20 protein-coding genes and 1 tRNA gene are annotated in these 19,774 nt (G+C 47.3%); 19 read left to right on the plus strand and 2 right to left on the minus strand.

Annotated features, from left to right (window positions below; all coding sequences use genetic code 11):
* Nucleotides 1-409: 409 nt before the first annotated feature.
* On the minus strand, nucleotides 410-658 hold the full coding sequence (locus tag MHUN_RS14880) for a hypothetical protein (protein ID WP_048067600.1): 249 nt from the start codon (nucleotides 656-658) through the stop codon (nucleotides 410-412).
* 154 nt (nucleotides 659-812) lie between these two features.
* Between MHUN_RS14880 and MHUN_RS14885 the strand changes: the two genes are divergently transcribed.
* Nucleotides 813-1,331 carry a hypothetical protein gene (locus MHUN_RS14885; RefSeq protein ID WP_011449792.1) on the plus strand — a complete coding sequence of 173 codons (519 nt, stop codon included), beginning with the start codon at nucleotides 813-815 and terminating at the stop codon, nucleotides 1,329-1,331.
* A gap of 195 nt (nucleotides 1,332-1,526) precedes the next feature.
* On the opposite strand, the gene MHUN_RS14890 is transcribed toward MHUN_RS14885, so the two are convergent.
* A tRNA-Gly gene (locus tag MHUN_RS14890) sits at nucleotides 1,527-1,597 on the minus strand.
* 92 nt (nucleotides 1,598-1,689) lie between these two features.
* Here MHUN_RS14890 and MHUN_RS14895 point away from each other — a divergent pair.
* The 18 genes from MHUN_RS14895 to MHUN_RS14980 all read left to right on the plus strand — a co-directional run bounded on the left by MHUN_RS14895 (nucleotide 1,690) and on the right by MHUN_RS14980 (nucleotide 19,759).
* A complete protein-coding gene (locus MHUN_RS14895) occupies nucleotides 1,690-2,463 on the plus strand; it encodes a TIGR01458 family HAD-type hydrolase (RefSeq protein WP_011449793.1) in 774 nt (257 codons plus the stop codon).
* Nucleotides 2,464-2,541: 78 nt separating this feature from the next.
* Nucleotides 2,542-3,651 carry a SufB/SufD family protein gene (locus MHUN_RS14900; protein ID WP_011449794.1) on the plus strand — a complete coding sequence of 370 codons (1,110 nt, stop codon included), beginning with the start codon at nucleotides 2,542-2,544 and terminating at the stop codon, nucleotides 3,649-3,651.
* Nucleotides 3,652-4,302: a protein-L-isoaspartate(D-aspartate) O-methyltransferase gene (locus MHUN_RS14905; RefSeq protein ID WP_011449795.1), complete on the plus strand. Its 651-nt coding sequence runs from the start codon at nucleotides 3,652-3,654 to the stop codon at nucleotides 4,300-4,302.
* Nucleotides 4,296-4,931 carry a hypothetical protein gene (locus tag MHUN_RS14910; RefSeq protein WP_143709533.1) on the plus strand — a complete coding sequence of 212 codons (636 nt, stop codon included), beginning with the start codon at nucleotides 4,296-4,298 and terminating at the stop codon, nucleotides 4,929-4,931. The genes MHUN_RS14905 and MHUN_RS14910 overlap by 7 nt, the downstream gene beginning before the upstream one ends.
* A gap of 11 nt (nucleotides 4,932-4,942) precedes the next feature.
* Nucleotides 4,943-6,202 (plus strand): phosphopentomutase/phosphoglucosamine mutase, encoded by a 1,260-nt coding sequence (locus MHUN_RS14915; protein ID WP_011449797.1) that lies wholly within the window; start codon nucleotides 4,943-4,945, stop codon nucleotides 6,200-6,202.
* Nucleotides 6,199-7,404 (plus strand): bifunctional sugar-1-phosphate nucleotidylyltransferase/acetyltransferase, encoded by a 1,206-nt coding sequence (gene glmU / locus MHUN_RS14920; protein WP_011449798.1) that lies wholly within the window; start codon nucleotides 6,199-6,201, stop codon nucleotides 7,402-7,404. Before MHUN_RS14915 ends, glmU begins: the two co-directional genes overlap by 4 nt.
* Complete coding sequence (locus tag MHUN_RS14925) at nucleotides 7,401-8,567, plus strand: sugar phosphate nucleotidyltransferase (protein ID WP_011449799.1); 1,167 nt, start codon at nucleotides 7,401-7,403, stop codon at nucleotides 8,565-8,567. The genes glmU and MHUN_RS14925 overlap by 4 nt, the downstream gene beginning before the upstream one ends.
* Before the next feature lies 1 nt (nucleotide 8,568).
* Nucleotides 8,569-10,308: a glutamine--fructose-6-phosphate transaminase (isomerizing) gene (gene glmS / locus MHUN_RS14930; protein WP_011449800.1), complete on the plus strand. Its 1,740-nt coding sequence runs from the start codon at nucleotides 8,569-8,571 to the stop codon at nucleotides 10,306-10,308.
* Nucleotides 10,305-11,471 (plus strand): glycosyltransferase, encoded by a 1,167-nt coding sequence (locus MHUN_RS14935; protein WP_011449801.1) that lies wholly within the window; start codon nucleotides 10,305-10,307, stop codon nucleotides 11,469-11,471. The genes glmS and MHUN_RS14935 overlap by 4 nt, the downstream gene beginning before the upstream one ends.
* Nucleotides 11,468-12,586, plus strand: a complete 1,119-nt coding sequence (locus tag MHUN_RS14940) for a glycosyltransferase (protein ID WP_011449802.1) — start codon at nucleotides 11,468-11,470, stop codon at nucleotides 12,584-12,586. The genes MHUN_RS14935 and MHUN_RS14940 overlap by 4 nt, the downstream gene beginning before the upstream one ends.
* Nucleotides 12,583-13,836, plus strand: a complete 1,254-nt coding sequence (locus MHUN_RS14945) for a GDP-mannose 4,6-dehydratase (RefSeq protein ID WP_011449803.1) — start codon at nucleotides 12,583-12,585, stop codon at nucleotides 13,834-13,836. Before MHUN_RS14940 ends, MHUN_RS14945 begins: the two co-directional genes overlap by 4 nt.
* 4 nt (nucleotides 13,837-13,840) lie before the next feature.
* A complete protein-coding gene (locus MHUN_RS14950; protein ID WP_011449804.1) occupies nucleotides 13,841-16,405 on the plus strand; it encodes an oligosaccharyl transferase, archaeosortase A system-associated in 2,565 nt (854 codons plus the stop codon).
* Between the two features lie 24 nt (nucleotides 16,406-16,429).
* The gene (locus MHUN_RS14955) at nucleotides 16,430-16,723 is read left to right on the plus strand and encodes a DUF2098 domain-containing protein (RefSeq protein ID WP_011449805.1); all 294 of its coding nucleotides are present in this window, start codon (nucleotides 16,430-16,432) and stop codon (nucleotides 16,721-16,723) included.
* 125 nt (nucleotides 16,724-16,848) lie between these two features.
* A complete protein-coding gene (gene eif2g / locus MHUN_RS14960; RefSeq protein WP_011449806.1) occupies nucleotides 16,849-18,084 on the plus strand; it encodes a translation initiation factor IF-2 subunit gamma in 1,236 nt (411 codons plus the stop codon).
* The gene (locus MHUN_RS14965; RefSeq protein ID WP_143709535.1) at nucleotides 18,048-18,458 is read left to right on the plus strand and encodes a PIN domain-containing protein; all 411 of its coding nucleotides are present in this window, start codon (nucleotides 18,048-18,050) and stop codon (nucleotides 18,456-18,458) included. The genes eif2g and MHUN_RS14965 overlap by 37 nt, the downstream gene beginning before the upstream one ends.
* A gap of 4 nt (nucleotides 18,459-18,462) precedes the next feature.
* Nucleotides 18,463-19,035, plus strand: a complete 573-nt coding sequence (locus MHUN_RS14970; RefSeq protein WP_011449808.1) for a DNA-directed RNA polymerase — start codon at nucleotides 18,463-18,465, stop codon at nucleotides 19,033-19,035.
* A 2-nt stretch (nucleotides 19,036-19,037) separates the two neighbouring features.
* Nucleotides 19,038-19,241, plus strand: coding sequence for a transcription elongation factor subunit Spt4 (gene spt4, locus MHUN_RS14975; RefSeq protein ID WP_011449809.1), 204 nt, complete (start codon nucleotides 19,038-19,040; stop codon nucleotides 19,239-19,241).
* Nucleotides 19,241-19,759, plus strand: a complete 519-nt coding sequence (locus MHUN_RS14980) for a GTP-dependent dephospho-CoA kinase family protein (protein WP_011449810.1) — start codon at nucleotides 19,241-19,243, stop codon at nucleotides 19,757-19,759. Before spt4 ends, MHUN_RS14980 begins: the two co-directional genes overlap by 1 nt.
* Nucleotides 19,760-19,774 lie beyond the last annotated feature (15 nt).

The raw sequence follows: 19,774 nt of genomic DNA on the forward strand, positions 1-19,774 counted from the left end.
ACAAATACGATTTTTGGACAATCCAAGATCGGGATAAAGTTCATTTTCACTTCAAGAAATGAAAAATTAGTGATACCATGCAAGGCTTTACCTATGATCTCTCTGGGAAAAATCGAAACAAATGGGACGATATGTTGAATTGTTATGAAGGTAGGTATATTAATACAATGAGAGAAGAACAAACTTCAAGATATTTTGATATTTAGGTAATTATCAAAATTTTACCAATTTTTAAGAATATTCAAGATTTTTTGCCCAATTCTCTAAATCTATTTATTCAATAATAGTTGGAATTAAGAAATTAGACATAATTAACAAATTTTCTATTGATTGTTAAAAAAATTCTGAATCCTAGAATTTTTTCTCTGCGAGTATATTAGTTGGGATAGAAAATGATGAAGTAAAAAAATTAGAATGGAATAAACGGAGGTTCATCACCTTCATTAATTATTTGGGCTGTCTTATAAGCATCATATGCACACAAAAGAATCCAAATTGGATATAAAAGAATCCCAATTAATAGGAAAATTAAAATAAATAAAATTACCGTTAACACAATGCATAAAAATCCTTTCCCAACTTGACCATTATAAATTTGTCCTAAACCCGGAATAAACAAACTTAAAATTCCTGCTACTATGGGGCTTTTTTCTTCCATGTTACTCACATAAAATCCTAATAGTCATTCAAGTATCCACATAATAGATATATTATAGATACAAATAATTGGTACGACAATAAACAATTTATAGTCATCGCTTTATGATTCGATTATAAGGATTTGACTAAATTTAATTATTTGAGGTATCAAAATGGGGTTTTTAGATAATATTGGTAAAGAGTTAGACAAAGCTTTAGGTCAAACTAATACATCAAATGGAAACATTTCTTTGGTAAATAAAACTCTGAAAATACAAAAAGAATTTGATGAAACCGAACATTACTTGAATCAATTAAATGCTCGTTATACCGATGGAGAAATTGAACAAGAAACATACGAATCATTAAAAGATGATTATGAAAAAAAACGGTTGTATTTACTTGATCAAGTACGCAAGTATAAAGAAGAGTTTGAGAAATTACATTTTGAATCCGAATCGATAGTAAAACGGGTTGGATTTGAAAAAAGTGAAATATCCAGAAATATTGTCAAATTATCTGATGATTTTGCAAAATCTATAATTTCTGAAAAAGAATTTAAAAATTCTAAACAAGAATTGGAGAATAAATCGAAAAAATTAGATCAAAATTTACTAAAATCAAAAAAGACATTGACAGAATTAGAAAAAGTAAAACCAATATTTAATGCATTATCCAATCCTGAAGAATAAACTCTTTATTTTTTTCTATTTAGAGGCAGTTGCATAATAAAATTGCGGTTTGCTCAAGAACACAATTCCCACTCGATTGAAAGCACGATTCTTGAGAAGTATTTTTGATTTTTACCTCAACGTATTCGTGGTATGGAATTATGCAACAGCCTCAATAAAAAACTAATTTCCGGCAAAACACAAGAGAAAAGATTATGCACCGATCGGGATTCGAACCCGAGCTATTGGCTTGGAAGGCCAAAGTCATACCTCTAGACCATCGATGCAGATGCTCTATAACGTTGAGCATAGTTGTATTTAATATTTGTCAAATCACCCTGACACAACACTTCTCACCATCAGATCCAAATATTCACCTATGCAGATACACGGAGTTCTGCTGGATATCGACGGCACTTTGATGACAGGCAATGAGCCCATACCCGGAGCAGAGACCGCAATCAGATTTCTTCAGGAGAACAATATTCCCTACCGATACATCTCAAACGGAACCAGGAAGTCCAGAAAAAATGTTCTGAAAAAACTTGAGCGCCTGGGAGTAAGGGTATCCATTGATGAAATTTATACTCCGGCCATTGCTGCTATCCAGTACCTCCATGATCGCAACATCAGGATCTGCAATCTCCTGGTTACTGATGATCTGGGGGAAGATTTTCAGGAAGCAGGGATTGTCCACAATGGAGACGCATCAACTGTTGTGGTAGGGGATGCCGGTGACCGGTTCACCTATGCATCGATGAACGCAGCATTCCGATCGCTCATGCAGGGAGGTGAACTCATTGCTCTGGAAAAAGACCGGTACTGGAAGGATGTTGACGGGCTTTCCTTGAGTGCCGGGCCGTTTGTCACCGCTCTTGAGTTTAGTACCAGATGCACCGCAGTTGTCATGGGAAAACCCTCCCCGCACTTTTTTCTCGCGGCCATGAAGGACTGGAACGTGCAGAAAAAGCAAGTTCTCATGATAGGGGACGATATCATGACCGATGTGAAGGGGGCGCAGGATGCCGGACTCCTTGGGGCAATAACCCTCACCGGCAAGTGCCGTCATGATGAGATCAGGAATTCATGTGTAACACCAGATATGGAGATGAAATCAATAGAGATGCTCCCATCACTTCTTGAGTCCTTGTAAAAGATCAGGCTGGTATGGAACAAAAATAAGAGTGATAATGAGGATCTACGTATAACGTATGAGAAGAAGGGCAGAATCATGCACAATATTCAGATGACGGATCTCTCTCTTGAGGATCAGAAACGACTTGCTCTTACCGGTCTTGAAGTCGAGATGAAGAACAGGTCAGGAAGTTTTTTCCAGAAAGACCAGGATGTCTGTCATGTCACATCGGACTGTGAAGGAATTGAGTTCCTGACATTCACCATGGCCCTGGAAAAATACCCATGGGTGTCTGATTATATCTGGAAGGCAGTATCAAAAGACAAGGATAAATACACGAGGTATGTCGCATCACGACCTGATCCGAAAGGATTTGTAATAATTGCAAAAAAGGGGACAAAAAGTATCTATCCCTTGCAGGCCTGCCTGTTCCTGTCAGATTCCGCCATCCAGCATGTTCATAATATCGTCATCGCAGAGGAAGATTCAGAGCTTCACATCATCTCCGGATGTACCAGTTCATCAGGGCGAAAAAGCGGAGCGCACCTTGGGGTTACTGAGATCTATGTCGGGAAGGGTGCCAAGGTCACATCCACCATGATTCATAATTGGGGGAAAAATATTGCAGTATATCCACGGTCAGCAGCTATTGTTGAGGAGAACGGCGTATTTCTATCAAATTATGTGTGTATGGAACCGGTCAGAAAGATCCAGATGGCTCCCCTCTGTACCCTGAAAGGAGAAGGAGCAATCGGAAGGTTTTCCAGTGTTGTTGTCTGCACGCCCGGATCCTTTATGGACCTGGGATCAACCGCCGTGCTTGGGGCAAAAGGGACAAGTGCAGAACTTATCACCCGGGCTATCACCACCGGAGGCACCATACTGTCACGGGGCAGAATTGACGGGAAAGTGAAAGGAACGAAAGGCCATATCGAATGTAAGGGGCTTATATTACGAGACGGAACCATCCACGCAATACCGGAAATAAAGGGAGATGTCGTGGATACCGAACTCTCGCACGAAGCAGCGGTCGGAAAGATCGCCCGGGACGAGATCGAATATCTAATGGCCAGAGGTCTTGATGAGGAGACTGCAACCGCAACCATCATTCGGGGGTTCCTGGATGTCAAAGTAGAAGGTCTGCCTGACGTGCTTCAGGATCAGATAGATGCCGCCATAGACGCTGCAGAGAAATCAGGATTTTAGATGGAAAGCAGGCTAACAGAACGGGAGGAGATGGTACGATGGCAGATAGAAGCGCGGGGTGTGAAAAACCCCCGGGTACTACAAGCCATGCGTTCCGTCCCCCGGCATCTGTTTGTCCCCGAACCATATGCCCGTGAGGCATATCAGGATTATCCCCTGCCAATCGGAAATGACCAGACAATATCACAACCATATATCGTTGCGGTCATGACCGAGCTATTGTCACCGGAGAAAGGTGACCTTATTCTCGAGATCGGAACCGGTTCTGGGTATCAGGCTGCGATCCTGGTTGCCTGTGGAGCATCGGTCATCTCAATTGAGAGAATCCCGGCAGTTGCCGACCTTGCTAAGAGAAATCTTACACGAGCAGGTATCAGGAATGTTCTGGTGCTCTGCCAGGATGGAACTCAGGGATATGCGGAGAAGGCCCCCTACAACGGCATTCTTATCACCGCAGCCACACCCGCTCTCCCAGAGCCTCTGCTTGAAGAACTGGCAGATGGCGGGAGACTTGTAGCCCCGGTCGGGGATCGGGATATTCAGGAGCTGACCAGAGTGACCAGAAACAAAGATGAATACCATACAGAGCGGTTCGGAGCGGTGCGATTTGTACCCCTCATCGGTATGTATGGATGGAAAAAAGAATGGTAACACCAATGCATCCAATAAACAGTGCAGTTCAGGCATTAGTGCCTATGATGGAAGAGTGTGGTATTGCAGAAAGTCCGGTCCTACTGACACCGGATTACGATCTCCCCAAATGCGCCTATGAAAAAGGAGTACCGATTCAGGTGATATTTGGAGGGCGATCAGCAGTTTTTGTTGCTAACGAGATAATTAAAGCAACTACAAAGGCTTCCTTTATGAGTAATGCACCTCTGAAAAAGGCATCGCAGCGTGCCGCAGCTGCGGGTATCCTGAATGCAGTGACCGGATTTTTGTGCACCACCAGGAAACTGCACGCCTGCAGGCAGGAAGAGCATTCCGAATGCAGAGCAGAACTCGCCACAAAAATCCTGAATAAACGAATCTATTGTTATGGAAATATGCCGGATGCACGAAAACTTGCAGGAAATCTCCTCGTAAACCGTCCTGAAGATGCAGACGTGGTTCTGGTAACCGGCGACGGGTTGATCGGGGATGACGCGGGTATCCTCTCAGAACTTTCCAAAGAAAAAGTGCTCTACCTCGGACCATCAACGGTTGGAACTGCACAACTTCTTCATTGTGAACATTTCTGCCCGTTCGGAAGAGGGAACCTTCAAACATCTGAAGATTGAACCAATCTGGTATGCTGTTCGGTTCTTCCGGGATCCGCCGGAGATATGATGATACCCTCATCGGTCTTGCATTGCAGGTAGGAAAGGCGGTTGGGGCAAAAGCCAGCCGGGTAGTAATCGGGCGGGACACACGGACAACCGGGCCGCTCATATCTGCAGCATTCCGTGCAGGCGCTCTTGCAGCAGGGGCCAGGATATATGATGGAGGTATCGCTCCGACACCATCTGTAGCGTATGGTGGCAGAAACACCGATGCGGCCTGCATGGTTACGGCATCCCATAACCCGGAACCCTACAACGGCTTGAAGTTGTTCAATCCGGACGGCTCTTCATTCTCGGCCATCCAGCAAAAGGAGATAGAAGAGACTCTTGTGGATATTCCCTGGGGCGACTGGAAACATCAGGGAATCTCCATTCCCTCCTATCCGGCAGAAGAGCATAGTACTGCTATTGCCAGTAAAATTCAGATCAAGGAGGGACTCAAAGTCCTAGTGGATTGTGGGAACGGAGCAGGATCGGTCATCACTCCCCGCATGCTGAGCAGGATGGGGGCCCGTACCCTCGCGGTGAATGCGAATGTTGCAGGGAATTTTTCACGCCCTTCAGAGCCTCTGCCTGAACATCTGCCCTATATCCCGTCACTCATAAAAAAATCCGGTTCTGCATGTGCAGTCATTCATGACGGGGATGCTGACCGGATGATGGCTTTTGATAATAATGGGAATTTTATTCCCGGAGACACCTTACTCATTCTTTTTGCAAAATACCTCGGAGCAAAGCAAGTCGTTACTACCTATGATGCATCCATGGCAATCGAAGAGGTAGCAGAGGTCAGACGGACTCCGGTGGGAGATGCATTCGTATCCGAACAACTGGTCCGATGGGGTGACTTTGGTGGTGAGCCTTCAGGAGCATGGATATTCCCACAGATCTCCCGGTGTCCCGACGGACCGTATGCGGCGGCACTCTTCTGTGAGATGGCAGGGGAATGGGATCTCCCTTCTGAGATTGCATCAATACCAACGTATCCGATACTTCGGACTTCCCTTGAACTAGAGAATGCTCATGACCTACTCTATGCTCTCGGTGCAGTAAATCCAACCGATGGCATACGTATCGAGGAAGAGGACGGATGGTGTCTTATCAGGGCGAGCGGAACTGAACCGAAGATCCGGTTTACTGCTGAAGGAAAAAGTTTGGATATCGCGAAAGGACTCCTCGTGAAAGGTGAGGATATGGTCAGGATCATACGAAAAGAGGTCAAGCAGTGACCGTCTGTGTTATCCTCGCAGCCGGTGAAGGCAAACGGATGAGGCCGCTCACCGGTTCCAGGCCAAAGGTTATGCTCCCGCTTGCCGGCAGACCAATGCTTGAACACCTGCTGAATGCAGTGATGGATGCTGGGATTACCGATTTTATCTTTGTCGTCGGGTATGGTGAAGCATCAGTCAGGAATTTTTTTGGTGATGGAACATCCAAAGGAATCTCAATCAGGTACGTGACCCAGAAACGGCAACAGGGAACCGGCGATGCCCTGATGACCGTCAGGCCCCATGTCCATTCGCAATTTCTCCTGTTAAATGGCGATATGGTCCTGCACTCAGATGATATCAAAGCCATGTTGAAAACCCCGGCCCCGGCTATGGGGGTGTTCACCTCCAATCATCCACAGGATTATGGAGTGGTTACTATGGACGGGGATATCATCACCGGTCTCGAGGAGAAGTCCCTTCACCCGAAAAGCGACCTTATTAATGCCGGTATGTATCTGTTCGAACCTGGGATTTTTGAAGAACTTGAAACCATCAGGCCCTCACCCAGGGGAGAACTGGAACTGACCGATGCTCTTATGACGTATATCCAGAATAAAACTCTCCGTGGGGTTCGCCTTAGCTTCTGGGCAGATATGGGATCACCCTGGGATCTCCTGGGGGTTCATGAAGAGATGATGAGAGAGATCATTCCGGAACATCAGGGAGTTATTGAAGAAGGTGTCATCATCAAGGGAGATGTTCAGATAGGATCGGGAACCGTGATCATGTCAGGCTCATACCTTGAAGGCCCATGTATCATCGGTGCTGACTGTAAGATCGGCCCGCATGCCTATATCAGGCCTGGAACAGCAATCGGGAACGCCTGTCATATCGGGCATAGTTCAGAAATAAAAAACTCAATCATCATGGACAAAACAAATGTCCCCCATTTCTCCTATGTCGGAGACAGTGTTATCGGAAGCGGCTGTAACCTTGGAGCAGGGACAAAAATTGCAAATCTCCGCCATGATAAAGGGACTATCATCATCGGGGGGACAGATACCAGAAGACGAAAATTCGGTGCGGTTATCGGCGATGATGTCCTGTTTGGCATAAACTGTTCGGTTAATGTCGGTTCGATCATCGGTAACCACTGTAGAATAGGCCCGCATTCCCTGGTTGAAGGGAAACTTGAAGATCATACGGTGATTCGCCGATGAGCCTGCAGGCAGTCATCCTGGCAGCCGGGGAAGGGGTGCGACTCCGCCCGCTCACGCAGAACAAACCAAAAGCTCTTATCCCGGTCGCCAATAAGCCAATTATTGAGCATACAATCCTGTCACTTCTGGAAGCAGGGATACGGGATATTATCGTCGTAGTCGGATATCGGAAAGAGCAGGTAATGCGGCATCTGGCACATCTGAGTGTGCCGATCATGATCGTACGGCAGACCGAGCAACTTGGCACAGCCCATGCACTCCTCTGTGCACGTGACCGGATCGCTGGAGACGTTCTTGTTCTCCCCGGAGACAATTACATCGATCCTGACTCCATCAGGGATATCGCCAGGATAAAAAACTCCCTGTTATACACTACACACCGTCAGCCATCAAACTTCGGGGTTGTCACCATTGAGGATGATGCGGTTTCCAGTATCACAGAAAAACCGGTTCTTGCAAGTAGGATGACGGTCAGTTGCGGAGTATACCATCTGGGATCTGAGCTCCTCGCCAGAATAACCACTCAAAGTCTCAGTGAGGCAATCGATGAAGAAATCAGACGGGATACCAGGATTGCTGCAGTAAAAGCTCATTCCTGGCAGGATGCCATCTACCCCTGGGACCTCCTTGTCATGAATGATCGTCTCCTACCTTTTATATATCAGGAAAAATCGGGAATTATCAGCTCATCAGTCAACATGCAGGGAAAGGTCTCCATTGGATCCGGAACCAAAATTGGTCCTGGAACCGTGATAACCGGACCGGTAATCATCGGAGAGGACTGCACCATCGGACCGCATGTTGTCATTGAACCGGGGACCAGTATCGGATCCCGGGTGAAGATCGAACCATTCACTGTCATTCGGAGATCTATCCTCATGGATGATGTGGTTATCGCATCTCATAGCAGCATTTCAGGATCGGTCATCGGAGAGGGATGCACTCTTGGAGAGTATACATCTGCCATATATGCCAGGGGGTTTATTCCATCAGAAGACTCTGCGATCCGTGCTGGATGCGGAGTCATCATGGGGAATGGTGTCTTTTGCAAACCCTCAGTCATGTTTGAGAATACTATCGTCGGCAATGAGGTGACCATTGAGGGACGAACAGATCTCAGATTCTCCTGTACCCGGATTCCGGATAAAACCCGGGTGATATAGGATGTGTGGCATTGTCGGATATGCCGGTTATCGGCGTGCTGCCCCAATCCTGCTCCAGGGTCTTCGAAGGCTGGAGTATCGGGGATATGACTCTTATGGGATAGCAACCCTTGCATCTGAGGTATGTGTCCACAAAAAGGCCGGAAAAGTCTCTGACCTTCCTGATTCACAGGGCATGTTGCAGGGAACTATCGGAATTGGTCATACCAGATGGGCAACTCATGGTATTCCTTCAGATGTCAATGCACATCCACACCAGGACTGTACCGATAAGATTGCGGTTGTTCATAACGGAATAATTGAGAATTATGCACATTTGAAACGTGAGCTTATTGGAAGAGGGCATACCTTCCGCTCAGAGACCGATACCGAAGTGATTGCACACCTGATTGAGGAGGCATATGCAGGTGATCTGCTTGAAGCGGTCAGAATAACCCTCCCACTCCTGACCGGATCCTATGCATTACTGATTATATCAGCAGGTGAAGACCGGCTTATAGCTGCACGAAACCAGAGCCCCCTGGTTCTTGGTATTGGGGATGGTGAGATATTTGCTGCATCGGATATCACACCGCTTCTTGAGTATACCTCAAGGATCATTTACCTTGATGATGGTGATATTGCAGAACTCAAACCAGATTCATATTCGGTTTACTTTGGGGATAGTCCTGCAGAACGTGAGATCAAAGAGATCACCTGGACTCCAGACACGGTGCAGAAAGGCGGGTTTGCCCACTACATGCTCAAGGAGATCTTTGAACAGCCGGATGCCATCCACCGGGCGGTTCACGCCGTTTCTGAAGAGACACTGCCATCTTCCCTACGTCAGGCATCCTCTATTACTGTTGTGGCATGCGGGAGCTCGTATCATGCCGGGATGATATTCCGGTACCTCATTGAACCGGTATGCGGCATCCCGGTCAGGCTGGAGCTGGGTTCTGAATATAAGTATACCCCGGTCCCGTTCAGTGATGTGATCATCGGTATATCACAGAGTGGTGAAACCGCAGATACACTTTCAGCAATTCGAAAAGGAATCTGCAATAATGTGAAAACTGTTGCGATAACCAACGTTCTGAATAGTTCTATCACCCGGAGTGCTCATGACACTATTCTGATGCATGCCGGCCCTGAGATCAGTGTTGCTGCATCAAAATCATTCATCGCCCAGGTAGGAGTTCTTATGCAGATTGTGAATATCCTCTCCGGGGGACGATGTCATGATATTCTTGACCATGCCAGGTATGCACTTGAGCAGGTTCTCCTGACCGATCTGACTGAGGCAGTAGATCTCTGCAGTAAGGCGCAGCATCTCTTTTATGTAGGACGGGGGGTATTTTATCCGGTCATGATGGAAGGGGCACTGAAGATGAAGGAAATTTCCTATATCCATGCCGAGGCGTATGCTGCCGGAGAACTCAAACACGGCCCGTTCGCTCTCTTATCCCCCGATACTCCGGTAATCGCCATATGCACCCCCGGTCCTGCATACGAAGTCATGCTTGGGAATATGAAAGAGATGAAGGCCAGGGGGACTCCCATTGTTGCATTTGGAAATGAAGACGACGGGGATGTCAGCGATATTGCAGATGTGGTAATCCCGCTTCCAAAAGCACATATGTGGACCCAGGTTCTAACATCTACTGTGCTCTTACAACTCCTTGCGTATCATACCGCAAACCGGCTGGGCAGAGAGATTGATATGCCCAGAAATCTTGCAAAGAGTGTTACCGTAGAATGAGAAAAAACACTCACCCTATTATTTCTGTTGTTGGCCCGTCGACCAGATTTCTATCAGGTATCAGTTATTATACCATCAGACTCTGTAATGCCCTGTCTGAAAAAAGTGCAGTCCATGCAGTACTATTTCGGAATATGCTCCCAAAACGGCTTTTTCCGGGATGGAAGCGGGTGGGTGTCACTACCAGCTCAGTCGGCTTTTCAGATACAATAGATGTCGCTGAAGTTCTTGACTGGTATAATCCCTTTTCATGGGCAACAGGGGCTCAGAGGATCAGGAGATCGGATGTGGTCATCCTTGAATGGTGGACATCCAGTGTCATGCACATGTTCCTTGCCCTGCTCCTGCTCTCCGGCAGGAAAGCCAGGATAATCATTGAGTTTCATGAAGTAGTAGATCCCCTGGAGTACGCCATCCTTCCGCTCCGGATGTACGCAAAGGTGATGGGCAGGATCATCCGGCGAAACGCTTCCCGGTTTATTGTTCACTCAGAGCATGACCGGGAGCTGATTGCATCCCAATACCGGATAGATCCATCCCGGATTACTGTAATTCCTCATGGACTCTATGACCAGTATCCGATTCTGAGTAAAGAAGAGAGTAAATTACAGCTCGGAATCGGGGGAAACTTTGTCCTTTTATTCTTCGGTCTGCTCAGGCCATACAAGGGTGTATCCCATCTTATTCAGGCATTTGAAAAACTCCCTTCTTATCTTCTTGAGGAGACCGTCCTTGTTATTGCCGGAGAGGCCTGGGAAGACCAGGAGTCTCTTAATCGTATCAAAGAATCACCAGTCTCTGACAGGATAATTCTTGAAAACCGGTATATTTCAGATGAGGATATTCCAGTGTTTTTTTCTGCCGCAGATCTCCTGGTGCTTCCCTATACCCGTGCCTCCCAGAGCGGGGTAGCCCATATCGGCATTGCATACGGTCTTCCCATACTGGCGACACAGGTGGGAGGACTTGTTGAAAGCCTTGGATCCTATGCAGGGACCAGATTTGTCAGGCCTGGTGATAATGACGGGCTTGCTGATACAATAAAAGATCTGATACTCCACAAAAGTCAGGATCGGTACGATCCCCCTGAAGAGATGAGATGGAACAGGATTGCAGAGAGGTATTTGAACGAGATAGTCAATCCCGTTCAGGAGAAGATATGAGAATTGCAATCCTTTCCTGCATGGATTTTAAAATTCCTGGCGGTGCAGAGCGGTTTTTTATTGATATGGCACGGGCATTGGATGCAACCATCGTCTGCTTGTCGGTAAGTGATGATTTGCGCACCATGTATCCCGATGCTGAACAGGTCAGTTTCTTTCCGCTTCATAAAACACTTCCTGACGAGCCTCTTCGCCAGATAGCAGGAATGAGATTATTTAAAAAACTCAGCCTGGATTATGACTTTTATATCGCCACCGATGATATGTCTCTCCGGTTTCTGTCAGAGAAGATCCCACATGCGTACATGATGCTGACGCCGCGACGGGCATTGTATGATATGTATTATCCTACCCTGGCATCAAAGCCAGTCGGGAAACGGCAATTGTTCATGATTATTCTCTGCTTTTTCCGGTTCCTTGACCGAAGGTTTGTCAAAAAGCATGTCAGATGTATTGCAGGTATCTCCCATACCGTCAGAACAAGGATCTGGAAGGCTTATCAAAAACCTGCAACGGTCATCTACCCGCCCATACATCTGGAAAAATATCAGAATCTGGGATATGATGATTACTGGCTTTCGGTCAGCAGGATTGATAAATGGAAGAGGATTGACCTTCAGATTGCGGCATTTCGCCTTCTTCCGGATAAAAAACTTGTGATCGCAGGAAAGATATATCCGGAATTTGAACATCTTGTTCATGGAGCCCCGCAAAATGTCACTTTTCTTGGCCCGGTGCCCGATGAGGAACTCCTGACCCTGTATGGCAGATGCAGAGGGTTTCTCACAACCGCTATTGATGAGGATTACGGACTTACCCCACTTGAAGCAATGGCCTGTGAAAAAGCGGTGGTTGCTGTGTGTGAAGGTGGGTACCAGGAGACCGTTGCACATGGATATACCGGTTTTCTGGTTGCCCCACATGCTGCGGATATTGCGAAGGCCATCAGGAATGTGGATACTGATCCCTCCCGGTTCGGACATGAGGCACGAAAGAGAGCAGAACTTTTTGATTACAAGATATTTAAGGAACAAATTAAAATGTATGTGCATACCTGCTTTGAGGAATATACATCAGAAAAAGACCAGGGATCCATGGGGAGTACTACTGAATGAATTGGAATGATAAAAATGTCCTGATCACCGGTGTCAGTGGATTTGCCGGTTCATATCTTGCCCGGGATCTTCTGGATAAAGGGGCTCGGGTCTATGGCATGGTGCGAAGGCGGTCAGATGGCACTATACCAAAGAATGTGTCACAAAAGAAGATCGAACGGGCAATTACCTACGTGGAAGCAGGTCTTGAAGACCTGACCGGTATTGCAAATGCGATTGATAGTGCAGAACCTGATTACATCTTTCATCTGGCCGCCCAGTCATTTGTCCCGAGATCCTTCTCCCATCCCCTTGAGACAGCCCAGATAAACGGACTTGGAACAAACAATCTGCTTGAAGCAGTCAGGATGAAAGGAGCAGACCCGGTGCTGGTCTTTGCGGGAACCAGTGAAGAATACGGGCTTGTTATCAGCTCTGATGAGCAGTATACCAGACTGAAAGAGAAATACGGGAATATCTTCCCTGAACCGGATACGATCCCAGAACTCCCGATACATGAAAATAACCCGCTCAGACCCATGTCTCCGTATGCAGTCTCCAAGGTATATGGGGATTATCTCTTCAGGAATTATTTTTACACCTATGGCCTGAAAGGAATTGTATCACGGGCATTTAATCATGAAGGGGCCGGGAGGGGAATCCAGTTCGTCACCTCGGTCATAACCAGCCAGGTCAGTCATTTCAGGTGCAATGAGGCGGATAAAATCACCATCGGGAATGTGAATGCATTTCGTGACTGGTCACATATTGATGACATCGTGCATGGTTATGAGCTCCTTGCCATGAAAGGAAAACCCGGGGATGTCTATAATCAGGGATCAAACAGAACCACATCAGTTCTCAGCTACATACTCCACAGCATTGAGGCATGTGGTATGCCGGTCAAGGAGATCTGCACAACCAGAACCGGAAAGTGTCTGAAAGATCCCCTGGAGCCTGACAATGAGGCACTGTTTGGTGCATATTTTGAGAAATCAAAAGTTGACCGGATGATACTTGACGGCACTCTGGATTTCGGACCACAGGATGGTGGGATTCTTGTCAGGACAGCTGAAAAGACAATCCCTATTGAATTTGACTTGGAGCGGTTCAGACCATCTGATGTCCCAATTTTGTTTGCTGATATCAGAAAGATCAAACAATTAGGATACGAAGTAAGGTACCAGATCAGAGACATTGTACAGGATCAGATGAATTTCTATATGGACCCGGAGAACAGATGTAGTATTCATACGATTGAACGAGCGTGATGAGATGGAATATTCAAGATATCTAAAACCCTTTACTCTCATATTAGGAGCAATTGTTCTCCTCATTACTTTTTTTTCATTTATTATCAGAACTCTTCCTGCATACTCAGGAACTACCGATGTGCTGATGTTTGTCGGAATGGATGATCCGACCTATCAGTTGCGCAGGATTGAACAGATTATCGCAAACTATCCAAATGTTGCCTGGTTTGATCCGATGACCTACTTCCCCATCGGGCAGCCCATGCATTGGGGACCGCTCTTCCCCTTTCTCGGGGCCACTATCTGTCTGATCACCGGGGCTGCCACCAGAACAGAGATCATCTCTGTTTCACTCTTCCTTCCCTGTGTGATGGCAGCACTCATGGTCCCGGTCATCTATCTCCTGGTCAGCAGGGTAGCTGACTGGAAAGCCGGCCTTGCAGCGGCATTTTTCATCGCAATTGTGCCAGGGCAGTTCTTCTTCAGATCCTTTTACGGGTACCTGGATCATCATGCAGGAGAAGTCTTTTTTAGCACACTCTTTTGTCTGTGTTATCTTACTGCACTCGTTTACAGCAGGAAGCATCCGGTCGATCTCAAAGATAAGGAGACTTGGAAGATTCCCATATTCCTTGGAATTTTATGTGGGATCACCTATGTCCTTGGACTTGCCCTGATGCCAACCATGTTATTGTTCGCCCTTATCGTCGGGATCTTCACCCCGGTCTGGTTTATTATCCAGCGATATATCGGGCATCTGGGAGCATCGGCACTGGTCATTAATTCGGTAACGTTCCTCGTCGCAATCATCGGTTTTTTCTTCATCGGTGTGCATTCAGAAGGAGGGCTCAATTATTACACCATCGGGCATCCTATAGCCTATACTCTCCTGATTCTGGCAAATGTTCTCCTCTTTGGATTTTCTTATCAGCTTCGGGACAAGCCCTACTGGTATTATGTCGGAGCCATTATCGGAGTAACTATTCTTGGTATTATTGCCCTTGCAGTCATCCTTCCTGACCTTTTTGCATACATGATGGCAAATGCCAATGCATTCTTTGGTTCTGATGATATTCACTGGAAGACTATTCAGGAAGCACGACCCTGGAGCTTTGATGATGCGTGGAGGACATTCCAGTACAGTCTTCTTCTCTTCGGTGCAGGAGCTGCGGTTCTCCTGTATCGGATCAGAAAAGAACTCTGCCCGTCCCATGCGTTTACTCTCATCTGGGCGGTCGTGATCTTTTACGCAACCTGTCAGCATATCAGATATGAGTACTACCTGGCAGTACCGGTTGCCATATTGGCAGGAATTGCCGTAGGATTTGCTCTTGATATCATACGGCTTCCCTTCGGACAAAAACCTGAAATCTCGCCAATGGATGAGGACCATCAGTCAGGTAAGAAAAAAGCAGGGAAAAGCCATGACGTATCACGAGGGAGATCCGGCCACCCAGCAGGATCAGTGAAAGCCGGATCTTACTTATTCCTGGCGATTATTCTCATTCTGGCTCTCCTATTCTCATATCAGGCACTGGGCCGGGATCTCATGATGGGGGCGTACAACCTGAACCCGGACTGGAGAGAAGCGACTGAATGGATGAACAAGAACACCCCTGATCCCGGGGTTGATTATTTTGCAATGTATGATGAGAAGAATTTCACCTATCCGGATAGTGCCTACGGGGTCATGTCATGGTGGGATTATGGACACATGATAACATTCCTTGGAAAACGAATGCCCAATGCAAATCCCTTCCAGTACGGGGTGAACGGGCCGAATGGATCTGCCAGATTCTTTATGACGAAGAACGAGAGTGAGGCAGATCAGATACTTGCCAATCTGAAGACAAAATATGTCATCACCGATTATGAGATGGATACCGGGAAATTCTGGGCCATGTCTACCTGGGATGATCCGGAAGTCGGTGTCTATCCCTACCAGCGGACCTTTATCTTCCCAAGTCCGGATGATCCAAAATCGGGAGTCAACTATCCGCTGCTCACCAATGAGTACTACCAGACGATGATCTCCCGTCTCCATAACTTTGACGGGACATATACCGAACCTGGTAATGTATACTTCCTGCGGTATATGAAACCCTCGGCTACGGGCCTGAATGCACCGGTTGTCGTTGATGGAGGGCAGACGAACTATTCAGCAGGAAAAGCCCTTGTGAACTCATTTAATGCACAGGAAAATCCTCAATACGATGTCATCCTGGCCAACTTCGGATACACGGATCCGGTCGAGCCAGTCCCAGCACTCAGTCATTACCGGCTCATCTTTGAGTCAAGTACCAGGACTACTCCTGCAGATATGCATGATCTACGGTATGTGAAAATTTTCGAGCATGTGAAAGGGGCACAGATACCTGGTGAGGGCATGCTGGAATTACCGGTTAAGACGAACACCGGGCGGGAATTTATCTATCGGACACAGAGTATCAATGGTACCTTTACTGTCCCATATCCGACAGAGACAACCGTTGGTGCGGTTACAATCCCAGGAAAGTACCGCAACACCAAAAACGGAGCTGAATACCAGGTCACTGAAAAACAGGTAATTGAGGGGCAGAGCATTTAATATATGCAGAGGAATAGGGAGAGTATGAATCCTGAGATACTGGAGGCCGGAGTGTTTGTGCGGTATCCTCGCACCGGAACCTCCGGAACGATCACACGGCTGGTTGACAAGAACGGGAGACATTTTGCTGAACTGGATTCAACCGGCCTGTTATACCGGCTTGACCAGTTGATTCCTGCTGAATCTGTCCAGAAGAATGAGCGTGAAATTGACCGCGATGAACAGCTTGCACGGCTGGAACAGGAAAGAAGTCAGGTTGAGAAAGAAGCAATGGAAGAACCACCAAACCTGGATGGTGCCTGCGCCGGAGCAGGATAATACAGGTGGATGTACACCGGTTTCAGGTGTATATGAACATGATGGGGAACGCACCTGTTCCTGCTATCTGCGGTTATGGCTATAAGTATGATCCGATGGAAATACGTAAGGAGGTTGAATAGCTGGTGCCAGAAGAACTGATTCCAAATACAAATATTGGTGTGGTCGGTCATGTTGACCATGGCAAGACCACACTGGTAAATACCCTCACCGGCGTCTGGACTGACAGACATAGTGAGGAGATGAAACGGGGCATATCTATCAGACTTGGATATGCAGATGCTGTCTTTTACCGTTGCAGAAAATGCCGCGGACCTGAGGGATTGACAACAACCCCGGTCTGCACGAGATGTGACAGTGAGACAGAACCTATTCGTGCTGTTTCTTTTGTGGATGCACCCGGACACGAGACGCTGATGGCAACCATGCTCTCAGGCTCTGCCCTGATGGACGGTGCCATGCTGGTGATTTCAGCAGCTGACCGGTGCCCGCAGCCCCAGACAAAAGAACACCTTATGGCTCTTGAACTGGTCGGGATTAAAAAAATTGTCATCGTCCAGAATAAGATCGATGTGGTCTCCCATAAGGAAGCAATCAGGAATTATGAGGAGATTAAGGCTTTTGTCAAGGGAACGATAGCGGAGAATGCACCAATCATACCGGTATCAGCACAAAAAAATATCAATATCTGGGCACTGATTCAGGCTCTTGACGAAGTCATTCCAGAACCATCACGCCATCCGGAGGCTGATCCGGTCATGCTCATCGCCCGTTCATTTGATGTGAACCGGCCAGGATGCAGCTGGAAAGATGTCAAAGGCGGTGTTGTCGGTGGTTCGCTTATCAGGGGTCTTATTGAGGATGGTGCCGAGATTGAGATCCGGCCGGGTATCCAGAACCAGGTGGAGAACAAGACCAAGTGGGAGCCTATCATCACCAAGGTGACAGAGATTCATAAAGGACAGAAGAAAGTCCATGTTGCAACTCCCGGAGGTCTCCTTGCCATCGGGACAAAACTCGACCCCGCGATTACCAAAAGCGATATGCTTGCCGGGCAGGTCCTAGGTCATGTCGGAAAACTCCCGCCGGTCTGGGAGAAGATGTGGTTCTCAGTGAAACTTATGGAGCGGGTTGTCGGCTCAAATAGTGAGGTTTCCATTGAACCACTCAAACAGCGCGAGCCTTTGATGCTCTCTGTCGGGACTGCCGTAACAGTCGGTCTGGTGAGCAATACCCGGAAAGATGCAGCAGAAGTCGTTCTTAAACGTCCGGTCTGTGCCAGCATCGGGTCACCTATCGCTATCAGCAGGCAGGTTGGTGGAAGGTGGCGACTGATCGGGATGGGAACGCTGATCGAGTGACCATCCTTATCGACACCAATGCCTTTCTTATGGCATCACAATTTAAGATAGACCTCCTTGATGAACTGAAATGGATGCTCGGCTCGGTCAGAATAATTGTGCCGGAGATCGTGATCAGGGAACTTGAGGGACTGGCAAGGGGAAAAGGGAAACATGCAGCATCGGCACGTCTTGGACTCCTGTTCGCACAGAAATGTGAGATCATCGCATCATCAGGACAAGGCACTCCGGACGAACAGATACTGATGAGTGCGATGGATCTCCAGTGTGGTGTGGTTACCAATGACCGGAGACTTCGTGATCAGGTTCTTGATGTCGGCCTCCCTGTTGTCAGTCTTGCAGGAAAACAGAAATTAGAGTTGATTCGGAGATAAGAGAATGTATTACCGGTTGGAACTGATTGACAAGGTGCGTGTTCCTCCTCACCGGCTTGGGGAGGATCTCACAACGGTCATTCTGGATGTGCTGCAGGAGCAGCTGGAAGGAAGTATCGACAAGGAGATCGGGATTTTTATCGCCGTTACCAAGGTTCTCCGGATTGGAGAAGGGGAGATGGTCCCCGGTGACGGTGCGGTCTACTATGATGTAGACTTTGAAGGTCTGGCTCTTCGTCTTTCTCTTCAGGAGATTATTGAAGGGATTGTTGTAGAAACCACCAGTTTTGGTGCGTTTGTCAGTCTTGGACCGATTGATGCGATGCTTCACGTGAGTCAGATATCTGATGAATACATCAGTTATGATGAGAAGAACTCGCAGCTGATCTGTCAGGATTCAGGTCGTCATCTTGGTGTCGGGTCTCTTGTCAGGGCACGGGTTGTTACTCTGAGTCTCAACGAACGTGAACCTCGTGAAAGCAAAATTGGTCTTACCATGCGACAGGCTGGTCTTGGGAACCTAGTCTGGCTTGAAGAAGACATGAAGAACGAACAGAAAGAGAAGAGTGCGGTTTAAACATGGCTAGCGCAAAGAAGAAACAACATATGGTCTGTCGTGACTGTCACCGGGTTGTTGAAGGGACATCCTGCTCCATCTGTGGGACCTCCAATCTTACCGCAGACTGGACCGGATACCTGGTCATCATCGATCCGGAGCATAGCGAAGTAGCCCGCCGGATGAATATCACCCTCCCCGGAAGATATGCCCTTAAGGTCCGTTGATGCGAATTCTTCCTGCCCGGCACCGTCAGTTATTTAAAGAACCATTTGGCACCCTTTTTCACTCTTTTGAGGAAGTTCTCAAATTTTTACCAGGAAAAACCGTATTTAGTGTTGGTGATGTTGTCACCGCAAATCTGCTCAGGGCTGGCCGGCCTCCAGAGGTTGCCATTGTAGACGGGCATACCATGCGTCAGCCATATCCGGGAGTGAACATCCCTGAGTATCATCAGCTGCTGGTAAAAAATCCGGCTGGCGGTCTTACCGAAGACCTGATTGATGCAACACAGATAGCAGCATCTCGTCAGGGGACGGTTATTCAGGTTGAAGGAGAAGAGGATCTGGCTGTTGTTCCGCTGGCAATGCACGCGCCTCTGGGAACTGTCATTCTCTATGGTCAGCCTGGAGAAGGAGTCGTTTTGCTCTCAATTACTCCGGCAATGAAGAAAAGGGCAGAAGAGCTGTTCACCTGTTTTGAAGAGGTCAGCACCCCGACAGCGCGCGAGGTATTTAACATCTGACAGGCAACCTAATAC

The organism is Methanospirillum hungatei JF-1 (assembly GCF_000013445.1).
Lineage (GTDB): Archaea > Halobacteriota > Methanomicrobia > Methanomicrobiales > Methanospirillaceae > Methanospirillum > Methanospirillum hungatei.

Coding starts and splice junctions, on each gene's coding strand:
- MHUN_RS14885 (WP_011449792.1), top strand. CDS start 813: ATGGGGTTTTTAGATAATATTGGTAAAGAGTTAGACAAAGCTTTAGGT.
- MHUN_RS14980 (WP_011449810.1), top strand. CDS start 19,241: ATGCGAATTCTTCCTGCCCGGCACCGTCAGTTATTTAAAGAACCATTT.
- MHUN_RS14905 (WP_011449795.1), top strand. CDS start 3,652: ATGGAAAGCAGGCTAACAGAACGGGAGGAGATGGTACGATGGCAGATA.
- MHUN_RS14910 (WP_143709533.1), top strand. CDS start 4,296: ATGGTAACACCAATGCATCCAATAAACAGTGCAGTTCAGGCATTAGTG.
- MHUN_RS14925 (WP_011449799.1), top strand. CDS start 7,401: ATGAGCCTGCAGGCAGTCATCCTGGCAGCCGGGGAAGGGGTGCGACTC.
- spt4 (WP_011449809.1), top strand. CDS start 19,038: ATGGCTAGCGCAAAGAAGAAACAACATATGGTCTGTCGTGACTGTCAC.
- MHUN_RS14900 (WP_011449794.1), top strand. CDS start 2,542: ATGCACAATATTCAGATGACGGATCTCTCTCTTGAGGATCAGAAACGA.
- glmS (WP_011449800.1), top strand. CDS start 8,569: ATGTGTGGCATTGTCGGATATGCCGGTTATCGGCGTGCTGCCCCAATC.
- MHUN_RS14940 (WP_011449802.1), top strand. CDS start 11,468: ATGAGAATTGCAATCCTTTCCTGCATGGATTTTAAAATTCCTGGCGGT.
- MHUN_RS14915 (WP_011449797.1), top strand. CDS start 4,943: ATGCTGTTCGGTTCTTCCGGGATCCGCCGGAGATATGATGATACCCTC.
- MHUN_RS14950 (WP_011449804.1), top strand. CDS start 13,841: ATGGAATATTCAAGATATCTAAAACCCTTTACTCTCATATTAGGAGCA.
- MHUN_RS14970 (WP_011449808.1), top strand. CDS start 18,463: ATGTATTACCGGTTGGAACTGATTGACAAGGTGCGTGTTCCTCCTCAC.
- MHUN_RS14895 (WP_011449793.1), top strand. CDS start 1,690: ATGCAGATACACGGAGTTCTGCTGGATATCGACGGCACTTTGATGACA.
- MHUN_RS14880 (WP_048067600.1), bottom strand. CDS start 658: ATGGAAGAAAAAAGCCCCATAGTAGCAGGAATTTTAAGTTTGTTTATT.
- MHUN_RS14935 (WP_011449801.1), top strand. CDS start 10,305: ATGAGAAAAAACACTCACCCTATTATTTCTGTTGTTGGCCCGTCGACC.
- MHUN_RS14945 (WP_011449803.1), top strand. CDS start 12,583: ATGAATTGGAATGATAAAAATGTCCTGATCACCGGTGTCAGTGGATTT.
- MHUN_RS14955 (WP_011449805.1), top strand. CDS start 16,430: ATGAATCCTGAGATACTGGAGGCCGGAGTGTTTGTGCGGTATCCTCGC.